The sequence below is a fragment of the Sphingomonas jaspsi DSM 18422 genome (assembly GCF_000585415.1).
GTDB classification, from domain to species: Bacteria; Pseudomonadota; Alphaproteobacteria; order Sphingomonadales; family Sphingomonadaceae; genus Sphingomicrobium; species Sphingomicrobium jaspsi.
This window is the reverse complement of record NZ_KK073876.1, coordinates 788,450-803,402: the sequence shown is the minus strand read 5'-3', so window position 1 is coordinate 803,402 and position 14,953 is coordinate 788,450. Positions and strand designations below refer to the sequence as shown.

Annotated in this window: 16 protein-coding genes; 6 read left to right on the top strand and 10 right to left on the bottom strand. The window is 65.9% G+C overall.

Annotated elements, in window-relative coordinates:
- Window positions 1–106: 106 nt before the first annotated feature.
- From G570_RS04055 to G570_RS04045, 3 genes are read right to left on the bottom strand one after another with little or no spacing between them, the layout of a single operon-like run.
- A complete protein-coding gene (locus G570_RS04055; protein WP_051504016.1) occupies window positions 107–394 on the bottom strand; it encodes a TehB-like domain-containing protein in 288 nt (95 codons plus the stop codon).
- A 1-nt stretch (window position 395) separates the two neighbouring features.
- Window positions 396–827 (bottom strand): hypothetical protein, encoded by a 432-nt coding sequence (locus tag G570_RS04050; RefSeq protein WP_037499419.1) that lies wholly within the window; start codon window positions 825–827, stop codon window positions 396–398.
- Window positions 820–1,299, bottom strand: a complete 480-nt coding sequence (locus G570_RS04045) for a group III truncated hemoglobin (protein ID WP_037499417.1) — start codon at window positions 1,297–1,299, stop codon at window positions 820–822. Before G570_RS04045 ends, G570_RS04050 begins: the two co-directional genes overlap by 8 nt.
- 81 nt (window positions 1,300–1,380) lie before the next feature.
- On the opposite strand from G570_RS04045, the gene G570_RS04040 reads away from it, so the two are divergent.
- Window positions 1,381–1,827 carry an RrF2 family transcriptional regulator gene (locus G570_RS04040; RefSeq protein ID WP_037499416.1) on the top strand — a complete coding sequence of 149 codons (447 nt, stop codon included), beginning with the start codon at window positions 1,381–1,383 and terminating at the stop codon, window positions 1,825–1,827.
- On the opposite strand, the gene sdhA is transcribed toward G570_RS04040, so the two are convergent.
- From sdhA to sdhC, 3 genes are read right to left on the bottom strand one after another with little or no spacing between them, the layout of a single operon-like run.
- Window positions 1,824–3,623, bottom strand: coding sequence for a succinate dehydrogenase flavoprotein subunit (sdhA, locus tag G570_RS04035; protein ID WP_037499414.1), 1,800 nt, complete (start codon window positions 3,621–3,623; stop codon window positions 1,824–1,826). The genes G570_RS04040 and sdhA overlap by 4 nt on opposite strands.
- 2 nt (window positions 3,624–3,625) lie before the next feature.
- Entirely contained in the window at window positions 3,626–4,018 is a 393-nt protein-coding gene (gene sdhD, locus G570_RS04030) for a succinate dehydrogenase, hydrophobic membrane anchor protein (protein WP_037499412.1), read from the bottom strand.
- Window positions 4,015–4,410, bottom strand: coding sequence for a succinate dehydrogenase, cytochrome b556 subunit (gene sdhC, locus G570_RS04025; RefSeq protein WP_037499411.1), 396 nt, complete (start codon window positions 4,408–4,410; stop codon window positions 4,015–4,017). Before sdhC ends, sdhD begins: the two co-directional genes overlap by 4 nt.
- 149 nt (window positions 4,411–4,559) lie before the next feature.
- On the opposite strand from sdhC, the gene G570_RS14060 reads away from it, so the two are divergent.
- Genes G570_RS14060 through G570_RS04000 form a run of 5 tightly spaced genes read left to right on the top strand, consistent with a single transcriptional unit; the run spans window position 4,560 to window position 9,763 of the window.
- On the top strand, window positions 4,560–5,906 hold the full coding sequence (locus tag G570_RS14060; RefSeq protein WP_037499409.1) for a methyl-accepting chemotaxis protein: 1,347 nt from the start codon (window positions 4,560–4,562) through the stop codon (window positions 5,904–5,906).
- A gap of 9 nt (window positions 5,907–5,915) precedes the next feature.
- Entirely contained in the window at window positions 5,916–7,196 is a 1,281-nt protein-coding gene (locus G570_RS13345) for a methyl-accepting chemotaxis protein (RefSeq protein WP_084607510.1), read from the top strand.
- A 38-nt stretch (window positions 7,197–7,234) separates the two neighbouring features.
- Window positions 7,235–7,939 (top strand): SDR family NAD(P)-dependent oxidoreductase, encoded by a 705-nt coding sequence (locus G570_RS04010; protein WP_037499407.1) that lies wholly within the window; start codon window positions 7,235–7,237, stop codon window positions 7,937–7,939.
- Window positions 7,929–8,876 (top strand): subclass B3 metallo-beta-lactamase, encoded by a 948-nt coding sequence (gene bla / locus G570_RS04005; RefSeq protein WP_051504015.1) that lies wholly within the window; start codon window positions 7,929–7,931, stop codon window positions 8,874–8,876. The genes G570_RS04010 and bla overlap by 11 nt, the downstream gene beginning before the upstream one ends.
- On the top strand, window positions 8,873–9,763 hold the full coding sequence (locus G570_RS04000; RefSeq protein WP_037499404.1) for a 50S ribosomal protein L11 methyltransferase: 891 nt from the start codon (window positions 8,873–8,875) through the stop codon (window positions 9,761–9,763). The genes bla and G570_RS04000 overlap by 4 nt, the downstream gene beginning before the upstream one ends.
- An 89-nt stretch (window positions 9,764–9,852) precedes the next feature.
- Here the strand turns inward: G570_RS04000 and G570_RS03995 are convergent, their stop codons facing one another.
- From G570_RS03995 to recN, 4 genes are all read right to left on the bottom strand, one after another.
- Window positions 9,853–10,179 carry a UrcA family protein gene (locus tag G570_RS03995; RefSeq protein WP_084607506.1) on the bottom strand — a complete coding sequence of 109 codons (327 nt, stop codon included), beginning with the start codon at window positions 10,177–10,179 and terminating at the stop codon, window positions 9,853–9,855.
- Window positions 10,180–10,531: 352 nt separating this feature from the next.
- Window positions 10,532–12,526, bottom strand: a complete 1,995-nt coding sequence (gene ligA, locus G570_RS03990) for an NAD-dependent DNA ligase LigA (RefSeq protein ID WP_425423546.1) — start codon at window positions 12,524–12,526, stop codon at window positions 10,532–10,534.
- A gap of 50 nt (window positions 12,527–12,576) precedes the next feature.
- Window positions 12,577–13,290, bottom strand: a complete 714-nt coding sequence (locus G570_RS03985) for a dienelactone hydrolase family protein (protein WP_037499395.1) — start codon at window positions 13,288–13,290, stop codon at window positions 12,577–12,579.
- A complete protein-coding gene (recN, locus tag G570_RS03980) occupies window positions 13,287–14,939 on the bottom strand; it encodes a DNA repair protein RecN (protein WP_037499392.1) in 1,653 nt (550 codons plus the stop codon). The genes G570_RS03985 and recN overlap by 4 nt, the downstream gene beginning before the upstream one ends.
- Between the last annotated feature and the right edge of the window lie 14 nt (window positions 14,940–14,953).

The following is a 14,953-nucleotide window of genomic DNA, read 5'->3' as shown; positions in this document are numbered from 1 at the left end:
CGACTGTCTCCCGACGTTGAACTTCGATTCGTCTACGATATAGAACGGTTCATCGTCAACCGTTCGTCGACATTTTTGCACAATTCATCGCAGATAGATCGATCGCTCAGTCTGGTCGAAAGAAGCTGATCGTCAAGGAAATATCGCACAACGCACTGATATAGTGTGGAATTTCTGGAGGGATGACGAACCGGCGCGGGCCGACCAGTAACTGATCGCCGCCTTCGCCATCATCCCATGTGAAATGCAGGTTGCCGCACGACAGGTCGATCACGGCCCATACCCCCGGCTTCAGCCGATGTTCGCGCGTGAGGCCGCCCGGCAGGGTCTGGTCGTCGAACGGTCCGATCACCTTGTAGCAGACGGCAGCGGGCGGCAGCGCGTAGGTGCGCATATCAGGCCGCCCAAGCGATCAGCATCACGGCCATGCCGAACGCAGCGATGCCGAATGGCACGATCAGCACTTGCCCGTAAACCGCACCGCGCTCCATCGGACCTGTCCAGGTTTCAAGCGGGACGCCCTGTTCGAGCGGCGAGCGTGCCTGCGGACCGGCAAGCCGGGCGAGCACGCAGCCGGTGCCGAAATAGATCAGCGTGTAGAGCGCAGAAATGACGACCATGAACAGCGCCGTCCCGCTGCCCGCCGCAAGACCGGCCATCGCCGAAAAGAAGACCGTGTAGCAGGCCCCCATCAGCCGCCAGACGTCGACGGGGAATTCGAATCCCGGCTGGACGATCGGGCGGGGATCGGTCCTCGACCAAGCGGCAAGCGGCGCTTCGTCGGGATGATAGCCGAGATCCCAGGCCTGTTGTTCAAGATCAAACATGGGGCAGTTCCCTTCCTGCCTTTCCACCGACGATCCCGTGGCGATGGAGGGCGATGCCGGTGAGCAGGCTGTCGGCGATATTGCGCGCCGTCGCGCCGACGCGCTGCGTCGCTGCTTCGGTCGGCTCATCGTCGCGAAGCGTGGCGTAGAAAAGAGTCAGCCAGCGCTCGAAATGCGCGTCGTCGAGGCCATCGATCGCGACATGCTTCGGCATCGGGCGACCCTGATATTCCCCGCTGTTGTGCAGTACCGAACGCCAGAAAGACTTCATGCGGTCGAGATGCTCCGGCCAGTCGCTGACCCTGGAAGCGAAGATCGGGCCAAGCCGTTCGTCGCCCCGAACAAGCGCGTAAAAGCGCTCGACGAAGCTGGCGATATAAGCCTCGTCGACGCCGGCGGCATGGGCAGCGGCGCGCTTTGCGGCGCGGGCCTCCAACGCGAAGCGGTGATGCGGATCGTGATCAGGATTCATCGGTGCGACTCGATTAATTGGTATGTGATATGCCTATTATCGTCGCTTGATCGATAAATCAATATTTCATATACCTATTAAATGCAACTGAGCCTTCACACTGATTATGCCCTGCGCGTCCTGATGGCGCTGGCGGCGAGCGACGAGCAACTTTCGGTCGAATGGATCGCCCGCCATTACGGGATTTCGCGCAATCACCTCGCCAAGGTCGCGCAAGGCCTCCAGGCCGAGGGCTATGTCGTGACCTTTCGCGGTCGCGGTGGCGGGATGCGACTTGCACGTGACGCCAGGGACATCAACGTCGGCGACGTCGTCCGCCGCTTCGAAAGCCTGGACGGCTTCATCAGCTGTATGCCGGGCGGTGGCGGCTGCGCGATCGACGGCGCCTGCGGACTGAAGCCCGCGCTCGGCGGCGCAATCGCCGCCTTCCTCGCCTATCTCGACCGCTTCAGCCTGGCAGCGATCACGACCAAGCCCAAGAAACTGATGCGGCGGCTTGAGGAGGAAGCGCCGCCGACCGCCTCTTAATAGACGCGCGCCTTGGGCTTGATGTACTGGACCTCGTCGGTCAGCGTGTAGGTGTGGACCGGGCGGTAGTCGATCTTGACCCCGCCGCCATTGCCGCCCCAGCCTTCGAACCACACGGCGGTGTGCTTCATCCAGTTGGCATCGTCGCGCTCCGGGAAATCCTCGTGCATGTGCGCGCCGCGGCTTTCCTTGCGGTTGGCGGCCGAATGCATCGTCACCACCGCCTGGCCGAGCATATTGTCGAGCTCGAGGGTTTCGATGAGGTCGCTGTTCCAGATCAGGCTGCGGTCCGCGACCTTCACGTCGGCCATCTTCTTGTAGATGGCGTCGATCTTGGTCACGCCTTCAGCCAGCGTGCGTTCGGTGCGGAACACCGCGCAGTCGGCCTGCATCGTGCGCTGCATATCGTTGCGGATGTCCGCGGTCGACAGCGTGCCTTCGGCGTGGCGGAACTTGTCGAGGCGGGCAAGCGCAAGGTCGGTCGCGCCGTCCTTGAGCAGCGGCTGGGCCGCGCCCGGCTTGATCACTTCGGCAAGGCGAAGGCCCGCCGCGCGGCCGAACACGACCAGGTCGATGAGGCTGTTCGAGCCGAGGCGATTGGCGCCGTGGACGCTGACGCAGGCCGCTTCGCCGACCGCGAACAGGCCTTGGACCACCGTATCCGGGTTGCCGTCCTTCAACGTCACGACTTCGCCATGATAGTTGGTCGGGATGCCGCCCATGTTGTAGTGGACGGTCGGCACGACCGGGATCGGCTGGCGGGTCAGGTCGACGCCGGCGAAGATTTTTGCGGTCTCGGTGATGCCCGGCAGGCGTTCGGCCAGGATGTCGGCCGGGATGTGGTCGAGGTGCAGGAAGATATGGTCCTTGTGCTCGCCCACGCCGCGCCCTTCGCGGATTTCCATCGCCATCGAGCGCGACACGACGTCGCGGCTGGCAAGGTCCTTCGCGCTCGGCGCATAGCGTTCCATGAAACGCTCGCCGGCCGAGTTGGTGAGGTATCCGCCCTCGCCGCGTGCGCCTTCGGTGATCAGCACGCCCGCACCGTAAATTCCGGTCGGGTGGAACTGGACGAATTCCATGTCCTGCAGCGGCAGGCCCGCGCGCAGCACCATCCCGCCGCCGTCGCCGGTGCAGGTGTGGGCGCTGGTTGCCGAAAAATAGCAGCGGCCGTAACCGCCGGTTGCGAGCACAACGGCCTGCGCACGGAAGCGGTGGATGCTGCCGTCGTCGAGGCACAGCGCGACGAGGCCGCGGCACACGCCGTCTTCCATGATCAGGTCGAGCGCGAAATATTCGATGAAGAAGTCGGCGTCATACTTCAGGCTCTGCTGATAGAGCGTGTGGAGCATGGCGTGGCCGGTGCGGTCTGCGGCGGCGCAGGTGCGCTGCGCGGCCGGGCCTTCGCCCATGTTCTGGGTCATGCCGCCGAAGGCGCGCTGGTAGATCTTGCCCTCGTCAGTGCGGCTGAACGGCATGCCCGCATGCTCGAGTTCGTAGACCGCCGCCGGGGCTTCGCGACACAGATATTCGATCGCGTCCTGGTCGCCGAGCCAGTCGCTGCCCTTGACGGTGTCGTACATGTGCCAGGTCCAATGGTCCGGGCCCATGTTGCCGAGACTGGCGGCGATACCGCCCTGTGCCGCGACGGTGTGGCTGCGGGTCGGGAAGACCTTGGTCACGCAGGCGGTCTTCAGCCCCTTTTCGGCGGCGCCCATGGTGGCGCGCAGGCCCGACCCGCCGGCCCCGACGACGACGACGTCATAGACATGGTCGATGATCTTGTAGGCGGTCATGATCAGGCGGCTCCGAAAGCGATCTTGGCGAGGGCGAACAGCGCGATCGACGCGCCGGCGACGCCCAGCATGGTAAGGACGAAATGGAAGGCGACGCGGTTGCCTTCGTCATGGACATAGTCGTCGACGACGACCTTCAGCCCGTCGATGCCGTGGCGGAAGGCAGTGATGACGAACAGCGCCATCGGCAGCGCGCCCCACGGGCTTTTCAGCCATTCCGTCAGCGTGCCGACTTCAAAGTTGGGCAGCATCACCAGCGAGAAGATGAGCCACATCGACAATAGGACCAGGGCAACGCTGGTATAGCGTTCTTCCAGCCAATGCCCGCCGCCATGGCCGGCCGAACCCAAGCCCTTGACCTTGCCCAGCGGGGTCGCGCTCTTGCCCTGGCTCATGCGATCACTCCCGTCAGATAGGCCCAGGTCAGCGCGGTCGCGAACAGCGAACCGGCGATGGTCATCACCGACCAGAAGCGGTTGACCTTCAGGTCATAGCCCGCGCCCATGTCGAGCACGAGGTGGCGAAGACCGGAGAAGAGGTGCTGGTAGAAGGCCCAGGTCAGAACGGCCAGCACGATCAGTCCGACTGGGTGCTGCGCCGCCGTGACGAAGGTTGAATATTTCTCTTCACCTGCAGCCAGCGCCGCCAGCCACCAGGTCAGGATCCCCAGCCCCGCGACGGTCAGCGCGCCGCCGGTGATGCGGTGGAGGATCGAGACCAGCATATGCGGGCCCCATTTCCAGATGGTGAGGTGCGGCGACAGCGGCCGGCTGGAAGGTGAATTCATGGGTCGGTTTCGTCCCTGGAAAAGATGCGCTGCCCAACTAGGCGGCTCACGCGCGGCTTGCAAGCGCGCGGCCAAAGCTAACCGCCCCTTAACCAATTCTGGGCATAGCGAAACCGAAGCAACACCGATCCAACGGGGTGAATGAGGTTATGGCGACTGTGGTTCTTGGCGGCGGCAACGGCAAATATGACGTGGCGCGCGGTATCGCTCTTTACGACGTGACAGGCGACCTGCCCCAGCGATCGCGCGAGCTGTGGGCCGCGATTGCCGGCGATTCGCTCGACATGGCGCGCGAATTCTGGCGCCGCTACGCCAAGTCGCCCGAGGTCCAAGAGCAGTTCGACGAAGCGAAGATCGACCATCTCGCGGCCAAGATCCGTCCGCAGATCGAGGAAAAGTTCAGCAACATCACCGGCAGCGCCTGGACGGAAAAGAGCCGCGACTATGTCGAACGCGCGCTGCAGAACGGCATGACCCTCTCGACGCTGCTGGCTGGGATCAGTGCTGAAACCGAAGCCGCCTTCGTCGCCATCCGCAAGTCGAGCCCGGATGAGGCGACGCAAGTTCGCTTCGCCCGCACCCTGTCGGAAATCCAGAGCCTCGAGATCGACTGCTTCATCCATTATGCGATCGAATATACCCGCCGCGAAAGCGAGGCAGCGCAGGCCAAGCAGGCGAGCGAATTCAACAGCAAGGTGATGACCGTCGTGCGAAGCTGCTCGAGCGAGAGCGAGCAACTTCGTGCCCAGGCATCGACCACGGCGGCCTCGGCCCGCGGCATGCTGGGCAAGACCAGCGAAGTGGCGGCGGCAGCGGAACAGTCGGCGGTGGCGATGCGCGAAGCGGCGCAGACTGCCGCGGGCCTCATCCGCGCGATCGAAGACGCCCGGAACGAAGTCGAGATCGCTGCCGGGGTCGCAACCCGCGCCGGCGACCAGGCCGACCAGGCGGTCAAGGTCAGCCAGGCCCTGTCGAGCCATGTCGAAGCGATCGAATCGATCCTCGGCCTCATCCGCGACATCGCCGGCCAGACCAATCTGCTCGCACTCAACGCCACCATCGAAGCGGCCCGCGCCGGTGACGCCGGTCGCGGGTTCGCGGTCGTCGCGCAGGAAGTGAAGAGCCTCGCCAGCCAGACCGCTCGTGCCACCGACGACATCGCCGCCAAGATCGGCGCGATCACCAGCGCGACCCGCCAGACGGTCGACAGCAATGCGTCGATCAGCAAGACGGTCGAGGAAGTGCAGACGTCGGCCGACCGCATCCGCCAGGCGATGGAATTGCAGGCGCAGACGGTAACGATGATCACCGCCGCCGTCGACGAGACCGCGCTGGCCGCCGATTCGATGAGCTCGACCATCGCCGCCATCCGCCACGACACCGAAAATGTCGCCAAGGATATCGACGGCGTCGAACAGGGCTTCGGCCGCTTCGCCGGACAGATCGACCAGTTCCAGGCGACCACCCGCGAATTCACCTCCAAATTCGCCGCCTAAGGATCCAATATGGCCAAGACCAAAGCGCTCGAGCCGATCTCTCAGGCTCAAGTCGACAATCGCCTCGACGCCTATGCTAGCAGCAACATCGATGACGGCGGAGCGGCCTGGGCTGCACTGCAAGACATCGTCGAAACCACCGTGCGCAAATATCTCGGCGAGCAGGGGGTCGAGCGCGCGCGAGCCGACTATGGCAAGCCGATCGACGCCGACTGGATCCGCCGCGTCGCGCAGACCGGCATGGACCTGTTCAGCGCCGGGGTCAGCGTCCCGCATTACAATGTTGCGCGCACGGCCTGCATCTCGGAGATCGTGACCCAGGTAGCCGACCGTTATGCTGACCAGCCCGACGTTCGCGATGCGGCGATCAAGGCGGTGCTGCAGAAGGCGCTTTATTCGTTCGACGTCGTGCTGGCGCAGGTCGCGGTTTGCGAATCGCGTGATGCGGCCGAAGAGCGCGGCGTGCACGGCAAGCTGTTCCAGCGCCGGGTCAGGCAGATCACCGCCGACGCCGCGGCAAAGGCGCGCAACCTCCTTGGCAGCACGAATGCGACCAGCGAGGCCGCGACCAGCATGCTGGGCAAGACCAGCGAAGTGGCGGCGGCGGCGGAACAGTCGGCCGTAGCGATGCGCGAAGCGGCGCAGACCGCAGCGGGCCTCATCCGCGCGATCGAAGATGCCCGGAACGAAGTCGAGATCGCTGCCGGGGTCGCGACCCGCGCCGGCGACCAGGCCGACCAGGCGGTCAAGGTCAGCCAGGCCCTGTCGAGCCATGTCGAAGCGATCGAATCGATCCTCGGCCTGATCCGCGACATCGCCGGCCAGACCAATCTGCTCGCCCTCAACGCTACCATCGAAGCGGCCCGCGCCGGTGATGCCGGTCGCGGCTTCGCCGTCGTCGCGCAGGAAGTGAAGAGCCTCGCGTCGCAAACCGCCCGCGCCACCGACGACATCGCCGCCAAGATCGGCGCAATCACCAGCGCCACCCGCCAGACGGTCGACAGCAATGCGTCGATCAGCAAGACGGTCGAGGAAGTGCAGACGTCGGCCGACCGCATCCGCCAGGCGATGGAACTGCAGGCGCAGACGGTGACGATGATCACCGCCGCGGTCGACGAAACCGCGCTGGCCGCCGATTCGATGAGCTCGACCATCGCCGCCATCCGCCACGACACCGAAAATGTCGCCAAGGATATCGACGCCGTCGAACAGGATTTCGGCGAATTCACTGCCCAGATCGACAGCTTTTCCAAGGCCAGCGAGGAATTCGCGGCCAACTTCGCGGCCTGACCCTTCCGCCCGGCCCCCGACGGGGCTAGGCGTAGGGCATGAACATCCTTTTGACCGGCGCCAGCCGCGGCATCGGCGCCGCGACGCTGAAGGCGCTGACCGAAGCGGGCCACCGTGTCGTCGGCCATTCCAGCAAGGGCGGCGACGGCATTGTCGCGGCGGACCTCGGCGACCCCGATGCGCCGCGACGCCTGTGGGAAGCGGCATACGATAGCCTTGACGGGCGGATCGACGTCCTCGTCAACAATGCCGGCATTTTCGAGGCCGTCGCCGACAATGCGTCCGACGAGGATTGGCACGCCGCCTGGACCCGGACGATGCAGGTCAATTTGCAGGCCAGCGCCGACCTTTGCCGCCACGCCATCGCCCATTGGCGTTCGCACGATCACAAGGGCCGCATCGTCAATGTCGCCAGCCGCGCCGGCTATCGCGGCGACAGCCCGATGCACTGGCACTATGCCGCCTCTAAGGCGGGCATGATCGCCATGACAAAGACCATCGCGCGCGGCTATGCCGCCGAGGGCATCTACGCCTTCGCCGTCTGCCCGGGCTTCACCGCCAGCGAAATGGTCGAGGAATATCTCGCCAGCCGCGGCGGCCCCGGCCTGCTTGCCGACATTCCGCTGGGACGGCCGGCGACCACCGACGAAATCGCCGAAGTGATCCGCTGGCTCGCCATCGACGCGCCCGCCAGCGCCACTGGCGCCGTCATCGACGCCAATGGGGCCAGCTATGTTCGCTAGCCTGATCGCGCTGGCGCTGGTGCAGACGCCGATCGTCACCATCCCGCTGGGCAAGAAGCCGCGCCAGATCGAGCGGCCGCGCGCGCCGATCGAGGAAGCGGGGCCGGCTTGGGCCGATGCCTGCAAAGGCAACAGCGGCTGGGACGCACCCGGGCCGCCGGTCCGCATCCACGGCAACACTTACTATGTCGGCACCTGCGGCATCAGCGCCATCCTGATCACCGGCGACAAGGGCCATATCCTGATCGACAGCGGCACGGAAAAGGGCGTCGACACCGTCATCGCCAATATCCGCGCGCTGGGCTTCCGCCCCGCCGACGTGAAGATCCTGCTCCACAGCCATGAACATATCGACCATGTTGGTGGCATGTCGGTGCTGCAGCAGGCGACGGGCGCTCAGCTTTACGCCTCGCCTACCGCGGCGCGCGTCTTTGCGACCGGTGCGCCGACCGCCGACGACCCGCAGGCCGGGTTGATGCCCCCCTTCCGCGCCGCGCGGGTGGACCGGACCGTTCGCGACGGCGAAGAAATCCGCCTCGGCAACCTCAACCTCGTGGCGATGGCGACCCCGGGCCATACCCTCGGCGCGATGAGCTGGCGCTGGGTCAGCTGCGACGGCGGGGTCTGCCCGACCATCGTCTATGCCGACAGCCTCAGCGCCATCAGCCGCGACGATTATAAATATGGCACCCACCCCGATCTCGTCGCCGCCTTTCGCGCCAGTCTTGCCAAGATCGCCGCCAGCGACTGCGACATCCTGATCACCCCGCATCCCGATGCGAGCGACATGCCCGCCCGCTTCGAAGGGCTGCGACCGTTGCGCGACCCCGATGCGTGCAAGGCCTATGCTGAAGCCAAGGGCAAAGCGCTCGACGAGCGGCTCAAGAAGGAAGCCGATCCGCAGGCAGCGGCCGAAAAGGCGGAGGACCAGCAATGAGCTGGCGGGTTACCCTCCACTGCACCCGCGCCGAGGCCGAAGCCCTGCCGGAAAGCGACGAGCTTTTCCCCTACGCCGACGAGCCGCCGGTAATCGTCGCCGACGAACCCGACCCGCACGCGCCCGACGACTGGCGCATCCACGCCTATTTCGCCGAGCAGCCGACGACGCAGGAGTTGATCCTGCTCCGCCGCCTCGCCGCCGGCAGCGAACCCGAGGTCGAGCATCTGGAGGATACCACCGACTGGGTGGTGAAGAGCCAGCAGGGGCTGGAGCCGATCCGCGCCGGTCGCTTTTTCGTCCACACGCCGATGCATTTTGCCGATCGTCCCGCCGACACGATCAATTTCGAAATCGACGCGGGCCTCGCCTTTGGCACCGGCCAGCATGATACGACTGCCGGCTGCCTCGCAGCACTCGACCGGCTGGAGCAGGCAGGAAAGCGCTTCGACAATATCGCCGACATCGGTACCGGCACCGGCCTGCTTGCCTTTGCGGCGATGGCGCTGTGGCCGGAAGCCAAGGCGATCGCCACTGACATCGACCCCATCTCGATCGACGTGACGCGCGACAATGCGCTGATCAACGGGGTAAAGGTCGGCCATGGCGCGGGCGAGGTCTTGCTCGCGGTCTCGGACGGGATGGAACATCCGCTGCTCGCCGCCCGCGCGCCGTTCGATCTCCTGATCGCCAACATCCTCGCCGGCCCGCTGATCGAACTGGCGCCGAGCTTCGTGCCCGCCTGCGCGCCGGGCGCGTCGATCGTGCTGGCAGGGCTGCTCGACACACAGGCCGACGCCGTGGTCGCGGCTTATGAGGCGCAGGGCTGCTCGGTCGTCGAACGCGGCGATGGCGAATGGTGCGTCCTGGTGCTGACGGCCGCATAGGTCGGTCGTCCTGGGCTCAAGAAACGCGAAAGGGCGGCGGTGACCGGATCACCGCCGCCCTTTTGTCGACGCCTATTCAGGCGCGAAGCTTAGCGAACGTTGAGCGACGCCAGCCGCGGCTTAACGTCGGCCCAGGCCTCATTGCTGCACTTCAGCGACCCGGTCGGATCCGCAACCGAGAAGCGCGACGCATCGCAAAGATCGGCAATCGCACTGTTTACCCGATTGCGCAGCGCCAGTTGGCCAGCCTCGCCGCGAAGGTTGAGATCGCCGTAATGAACGAGGCGCTGGTTGTCGGCTAGCTCGCGCTTGCCTTGGATCAGCAGGTCGTTGACGCCGGGCGACATTTCCGCCTGGGCCGCCACAGAGAAGGTCATTGCGACACCGGCGACGGCAGCAAGCATCAATGTACGCATGGCAAATCCCCTTCAAAAAAATTCGCTTCCTTCTCCAAACTGTAAGTCCAATGTCATGAAGACGTCAAATAAGTCTGATGCGGAAAATGCGAATCGGCTGAACCGGCCTGTCCATTTGGTATAAGGTTATGGAATATTGAGATTATTTTTCGCTGAGGCAGCAAACTGTCACGCCTAATCCATGACATTCTGATGAAAAATTTCGCCGATTGTCATGACGGTGTCACAAACGTGTCCCGCCGGACACGCTGTAGTTCGCGACTCGGCTGAGCGACCTAGCCCGCGGAGTAGGCTGCTCAGCAGCGGTCTATCGAACTATCTGCAGCAAACGTGATTGGGCTGCCCTTCCGCCCTACGAATTGGCCACTTCAGCAAGCCACTCGCCCTCGCTCATGACACGGATGCCGAGCTCTTCGGCCTTCTTGAGCTTAGATCCGGCGCCCGGCCCCGCGACCACGAGATCGGTCTTGGCGCTTACGCTCCCAGCCGCCCGCGCCCCCAGCCGTTCGGCCTGTGCCTTAGCTTCGTCGCGGCTCATGGTTTCAAGGGTGCCGGTAAAGACGATGGTCTTGCCGCTCCACTCGGTCTCGCGCGCCGTCGAAACGTAGGCGGCAGGCTTCGCCAGCGCCAGCAGCTGCGCCACTTCCTCGCGATTGTGCGGTTCGTGGAAGAAATCGACCACCGCTTGCGCGACGACCCCGCCGACCCCTTCGACGTTCGACAGATCAGCAATGGCGCTGTCGCTGCGTGCGACACGCTCCAGTTCCTCGACGGTCCCGAATGCCTTCATCAAATCCTTGGCGGTCACCGCGCCGACGTGGCGGATGCCGAGGCCGAACAGGAAGCGCGCCGGGTCGAAGCCGATGCGGGCGTCGATCGCCGCCAGCAGCTTGTCGACGCTGACCGCCTGCCAGCCTTCACGGCCGATCAGCTGGTCGCGGTGGGCCTTCAGACGGAAAATGTCTGACGGCGCCTTCAGCCAGTCGAGGCTGATGAATTCCACCAGGCTCTTTTCGCCCAGCCCGTCGATGTCCATCGCCCCGCGCGACACGAAATGCTTCAACCGCTCCAGCCGCTGGGCCGGGCAGATCAGGCCCCCCGTGCAGCGGACGTCGACCTCGCCCTCTTCGGCCACCGCCTCGCTGCCGCATTCGGGGCAGTGGTCGGGAAAGACATAGGGATCGCGCGGGGCGTCGCGGGTCCGGTTTTCGACCACCTGCGGAATGACGTCGCCCGCGCGCTGGATGCGCACCCTGTCGCCGATGCGCAGCCCCAGCCGCGCGATCTCGTCGCGGTTGTGCAGCGTGACGTTGCTGACGATCACCCCGCCGACGCCGACCGGCTTCAACCGCCCGACCGGGGTCAGCTTGCCCGTCCGCCCGACCTGGATGTCGATCGCCTCCAGCGTCGTCTCGGCCTTTTCCGCCGGGAATTTATGGGCAAGGCCCCAACGCGGCGCGCGGGCGACAAAGCCGAGCCGTTCCTGCAAATCCAGACGGTCGACCTTATAGACCACCCCATCGATGTCGAACGGCAGGTCGGCACGGGCATGTTCGATCTTCGAATAGTGCGCGAGCGTATGGGCAAGATTGTCGACCCGCACCAGCAGGTCGCTGACCGGAATCCCGAACCCTTCGATCCGCTTCATCGCATCATATTGCGTGTCGGCCAGCGGTTCGCTGACCTCGCCCCACCCATGCGCGAGGAAGCGCAACGGACGGGCGGCAGTGACGCTTGCGTCCTTCTGGCGGAGCGATCCGGCAGCGGCGTTGCGGGGATTGGCGAAAATCTTGCCGCCACTTGCCTCCTGCCGCGCGTTCAAGGCCGCGAAGTCGGCCTTGGCCATATAGACCTCGCCGCGAACCTCAAGCAGCGCGGGCGCACCGTCGATCCGCTGGGGAATGTCCGCAATCGTCCGGACGTTGGCGGTAACGTCCTCCCCCACCGCCCCGTCGCCGCGCGTCGCCGCTTGCACCAGCGCGCCGTTTTCGTAGCGCAAGGAACAGCTCAGCCCGTCGATCTTGGGCTCGGCCGTAAGGACGACAGGCGCATCGGCGGGCAGCGACAGGAACCGCCGCGCGCGGGCCACAAATTCCTCAACCTCCGCGTCGCTGAACGCATTGTCGAGGCTGAGCATCGGCCGCGCATGGGTGACCTTTGCCAGGCTTGACGTCGGGGCTGCCCCCAGGCGCGCCGACGGCGAATCCTTGCGCACCAGATGCGGGAAGCGCGCTTCAAGCTCGCGATTCTCGCGCACCAGCGCGTCATAATCCGCGTCCGAAATCTCCGGCTCGTCCCGGTCGTGATAGAGCCGGTCGTGGCGCGCGATCTCCTTGGCCAGCCGCATTAGGCGGTTGGCGGCTTCCGCCTCGCTTATGTCAAACAAGCCGTCGCCGCTCATCCGAACAGCTCGGCCAGATAATCCTCGAGCGCGGCCCAGCTGCGGCGGTTGGCGGCTTCGTTGAACGCAACCCCGGCAATGCCCATCGAAGCGGCATAGGGATTGGTGAAGCCGTGGCCGACATGGCCGTAAGCGTGGATTTGCCAGTCCGCGCCCGCCTCGGTCAGCTCCTTGCCCAGCGCAACGACCGCGTCAGGCGGCACCATCGGGTCGTCCCAGCCATGATAGGCGACCACCTTGGCATTGATCGGATTGGCCGGCAGGCCCGGCGGGTCGAACAAGCCATGGAAGCTGGCGACCCCCGCGATACCAACGCCTGAACGGGCGAGGTCGAGCGCACATTGGCCACCGAAGCAATAGCCCGTGGCCGCGATCCGGTTCGCATCGATGGCGTCCTGCGCGCGCGCCGTGTCCAGTACCGCCAGCAGTCGATCGCGCAGGGCAGCCCGGTCCGCGCGCAGCGCGCCCATCGCCGCGAAAGCGGCTTCGCGATCCGCGCCGGGCTGGAAACGTCGACCGAACAGATCGGCGACCAGCACCGAATAGCCGAGCGCGACCAGCTTTTCCGCAAAGCCGATTTCAAGCGGCGATACCCCCATCACCGTCGGGAACATCAGGACGCCCGGGCGGGGCTCTCCACTGCCGTCGCTGACCAGCACATGGGTCAGCGTCTGGTCGCCGTAGGGCTGGATGATGTCGGTCTGGGTCATGCGGCCTCCAGCAACCGCGCGGCCTGTGCGCGGGCTTCGTCGGTGATGTCTGCGCCCGACAGCATTCGGGCGATTTCCTCGCGCCGCTCGTCGGGGGTGAGCTTGCGCACGGTAGTGCGGGTACCGCCCTCGCCATGCGCCTTTTCGATCCGGTAGTGGTGCGCCGCGCGGGCCGCGACCTGCGGGCTGTGCGTGACGACCAGCAGCTGCGACTTGTCGGCCAGCCGCGCCAGCCGTTCGCCGATCGCGCTCGCCACCGCGCCGCCGACGCCGCGGTCGATTTCGTCGAAGATCATGGTCGCCGTGTCGCCTGCCTCGGCCAGCGCGACCTTCAGCGCCAGGATGAAGCGCGACAGTTCGCCACCCGACGCGATCCGGGTCAGCGGGCCGAACGGCGCGCCGGGATTGGTCGAGACTTCGAATTCGACGCGGTCGACCCCGGCAGGACCTGCCTCGGCATCGGACAAGGCCGTTCGAAACTTGGCGGCGTCCAGCTTCAGCGGCGCCAGTTCGCCCGCCACCGCCGCGTCGAGCCGTGCCGCCGCCGCCTTGCGCTGCGCCCGAAGCGCCTGCGCCGCATCGTCATAGCGCTGCCGCGCGCCAGCGAGTTCCGCCTCCAGCGCCGCGATCCGCTCCCCACCCGCTTCGATCAATAACAGCCGACCCGCCAGCTCTTCGCCCAGCGTCGCCAGCGCATCCGGCTCGACACGGTGCTTGCGCGCCATGCCGCGGATGTCGAACAACCGCGCCTCGACCGCCTCGAGTTTCGCCGGGTCGAACGCCAGCGCATCGGCCGCGCGATTGATGCGGTCTTCCGCCTCGGCGGTCTCGATTACCGCCCGGTCGAGACTGGCGAGCGCTTCGGCCAGCAACGGATGATCGGCGGCACCGCGCTCGATCCGCCGCGCCGCCGCGCGCAGCTGGGCCAATGCGCCGTCCGATCCGCCGAGCAATTCGTCGAGGCCGGTCAGCGCTTCGCCCGCCTTTTCGCCCGCCTGCATCGCCGCCCGCTGTTCGGCAAGGTCGGTTTCCTCGCCCGGACACGGTGCCAGGGCGGCAATCTCTGCCGCCGCGAACTGCAGCCATTCGCGGTCCCGCTCCGCCGCCTCCGCCGCCGCGCGCGCGTCGCTGAGTTCGCCGTCGAGCCGCGCCACCTCGCTCCACGCCGACGCCACCGACGTCCCGTCGATCCGCCCGAAGGCGTCGAGCAGCGCCCGATGGCCCTTGGGATTGAGCAGGCCGCGATCGTCGTGCTGGCCGTGGATTTCGACGAGGCCCTGCGCGAGATCGCGCAGCAGTGCCGCGTTGACGCTGGCTCCGCCGGCAAAGGCGCGGCTGCCGCCATCGGCCTTCAACGTGCGGCGCAGGATCAGCGGTTCGCCCTGCTCCATTTCTATCCCTTGCTTATCGAGCGCGGCATAGGCTTGGTGGCCGGCGGGCAGGTTGAATTCGGCGCTGACCGCCGCCTGCGCCTCGCCGCTGCGCACCAGCCCGCTATCGGCGCGCAGGCCGAGCGCAAGGCCCAGACTGTCGAGGAGGATGGATTTGCCCGCGCCGGTCTCGCCGGTCAGCACGCCGAGGCCCGGCTCGAATTCAAGGTCGAGCCGGTCGATCAGGACGACATCGCGGATCGACAGCTGCCTCAGCACGCCGCCGGCTTTCT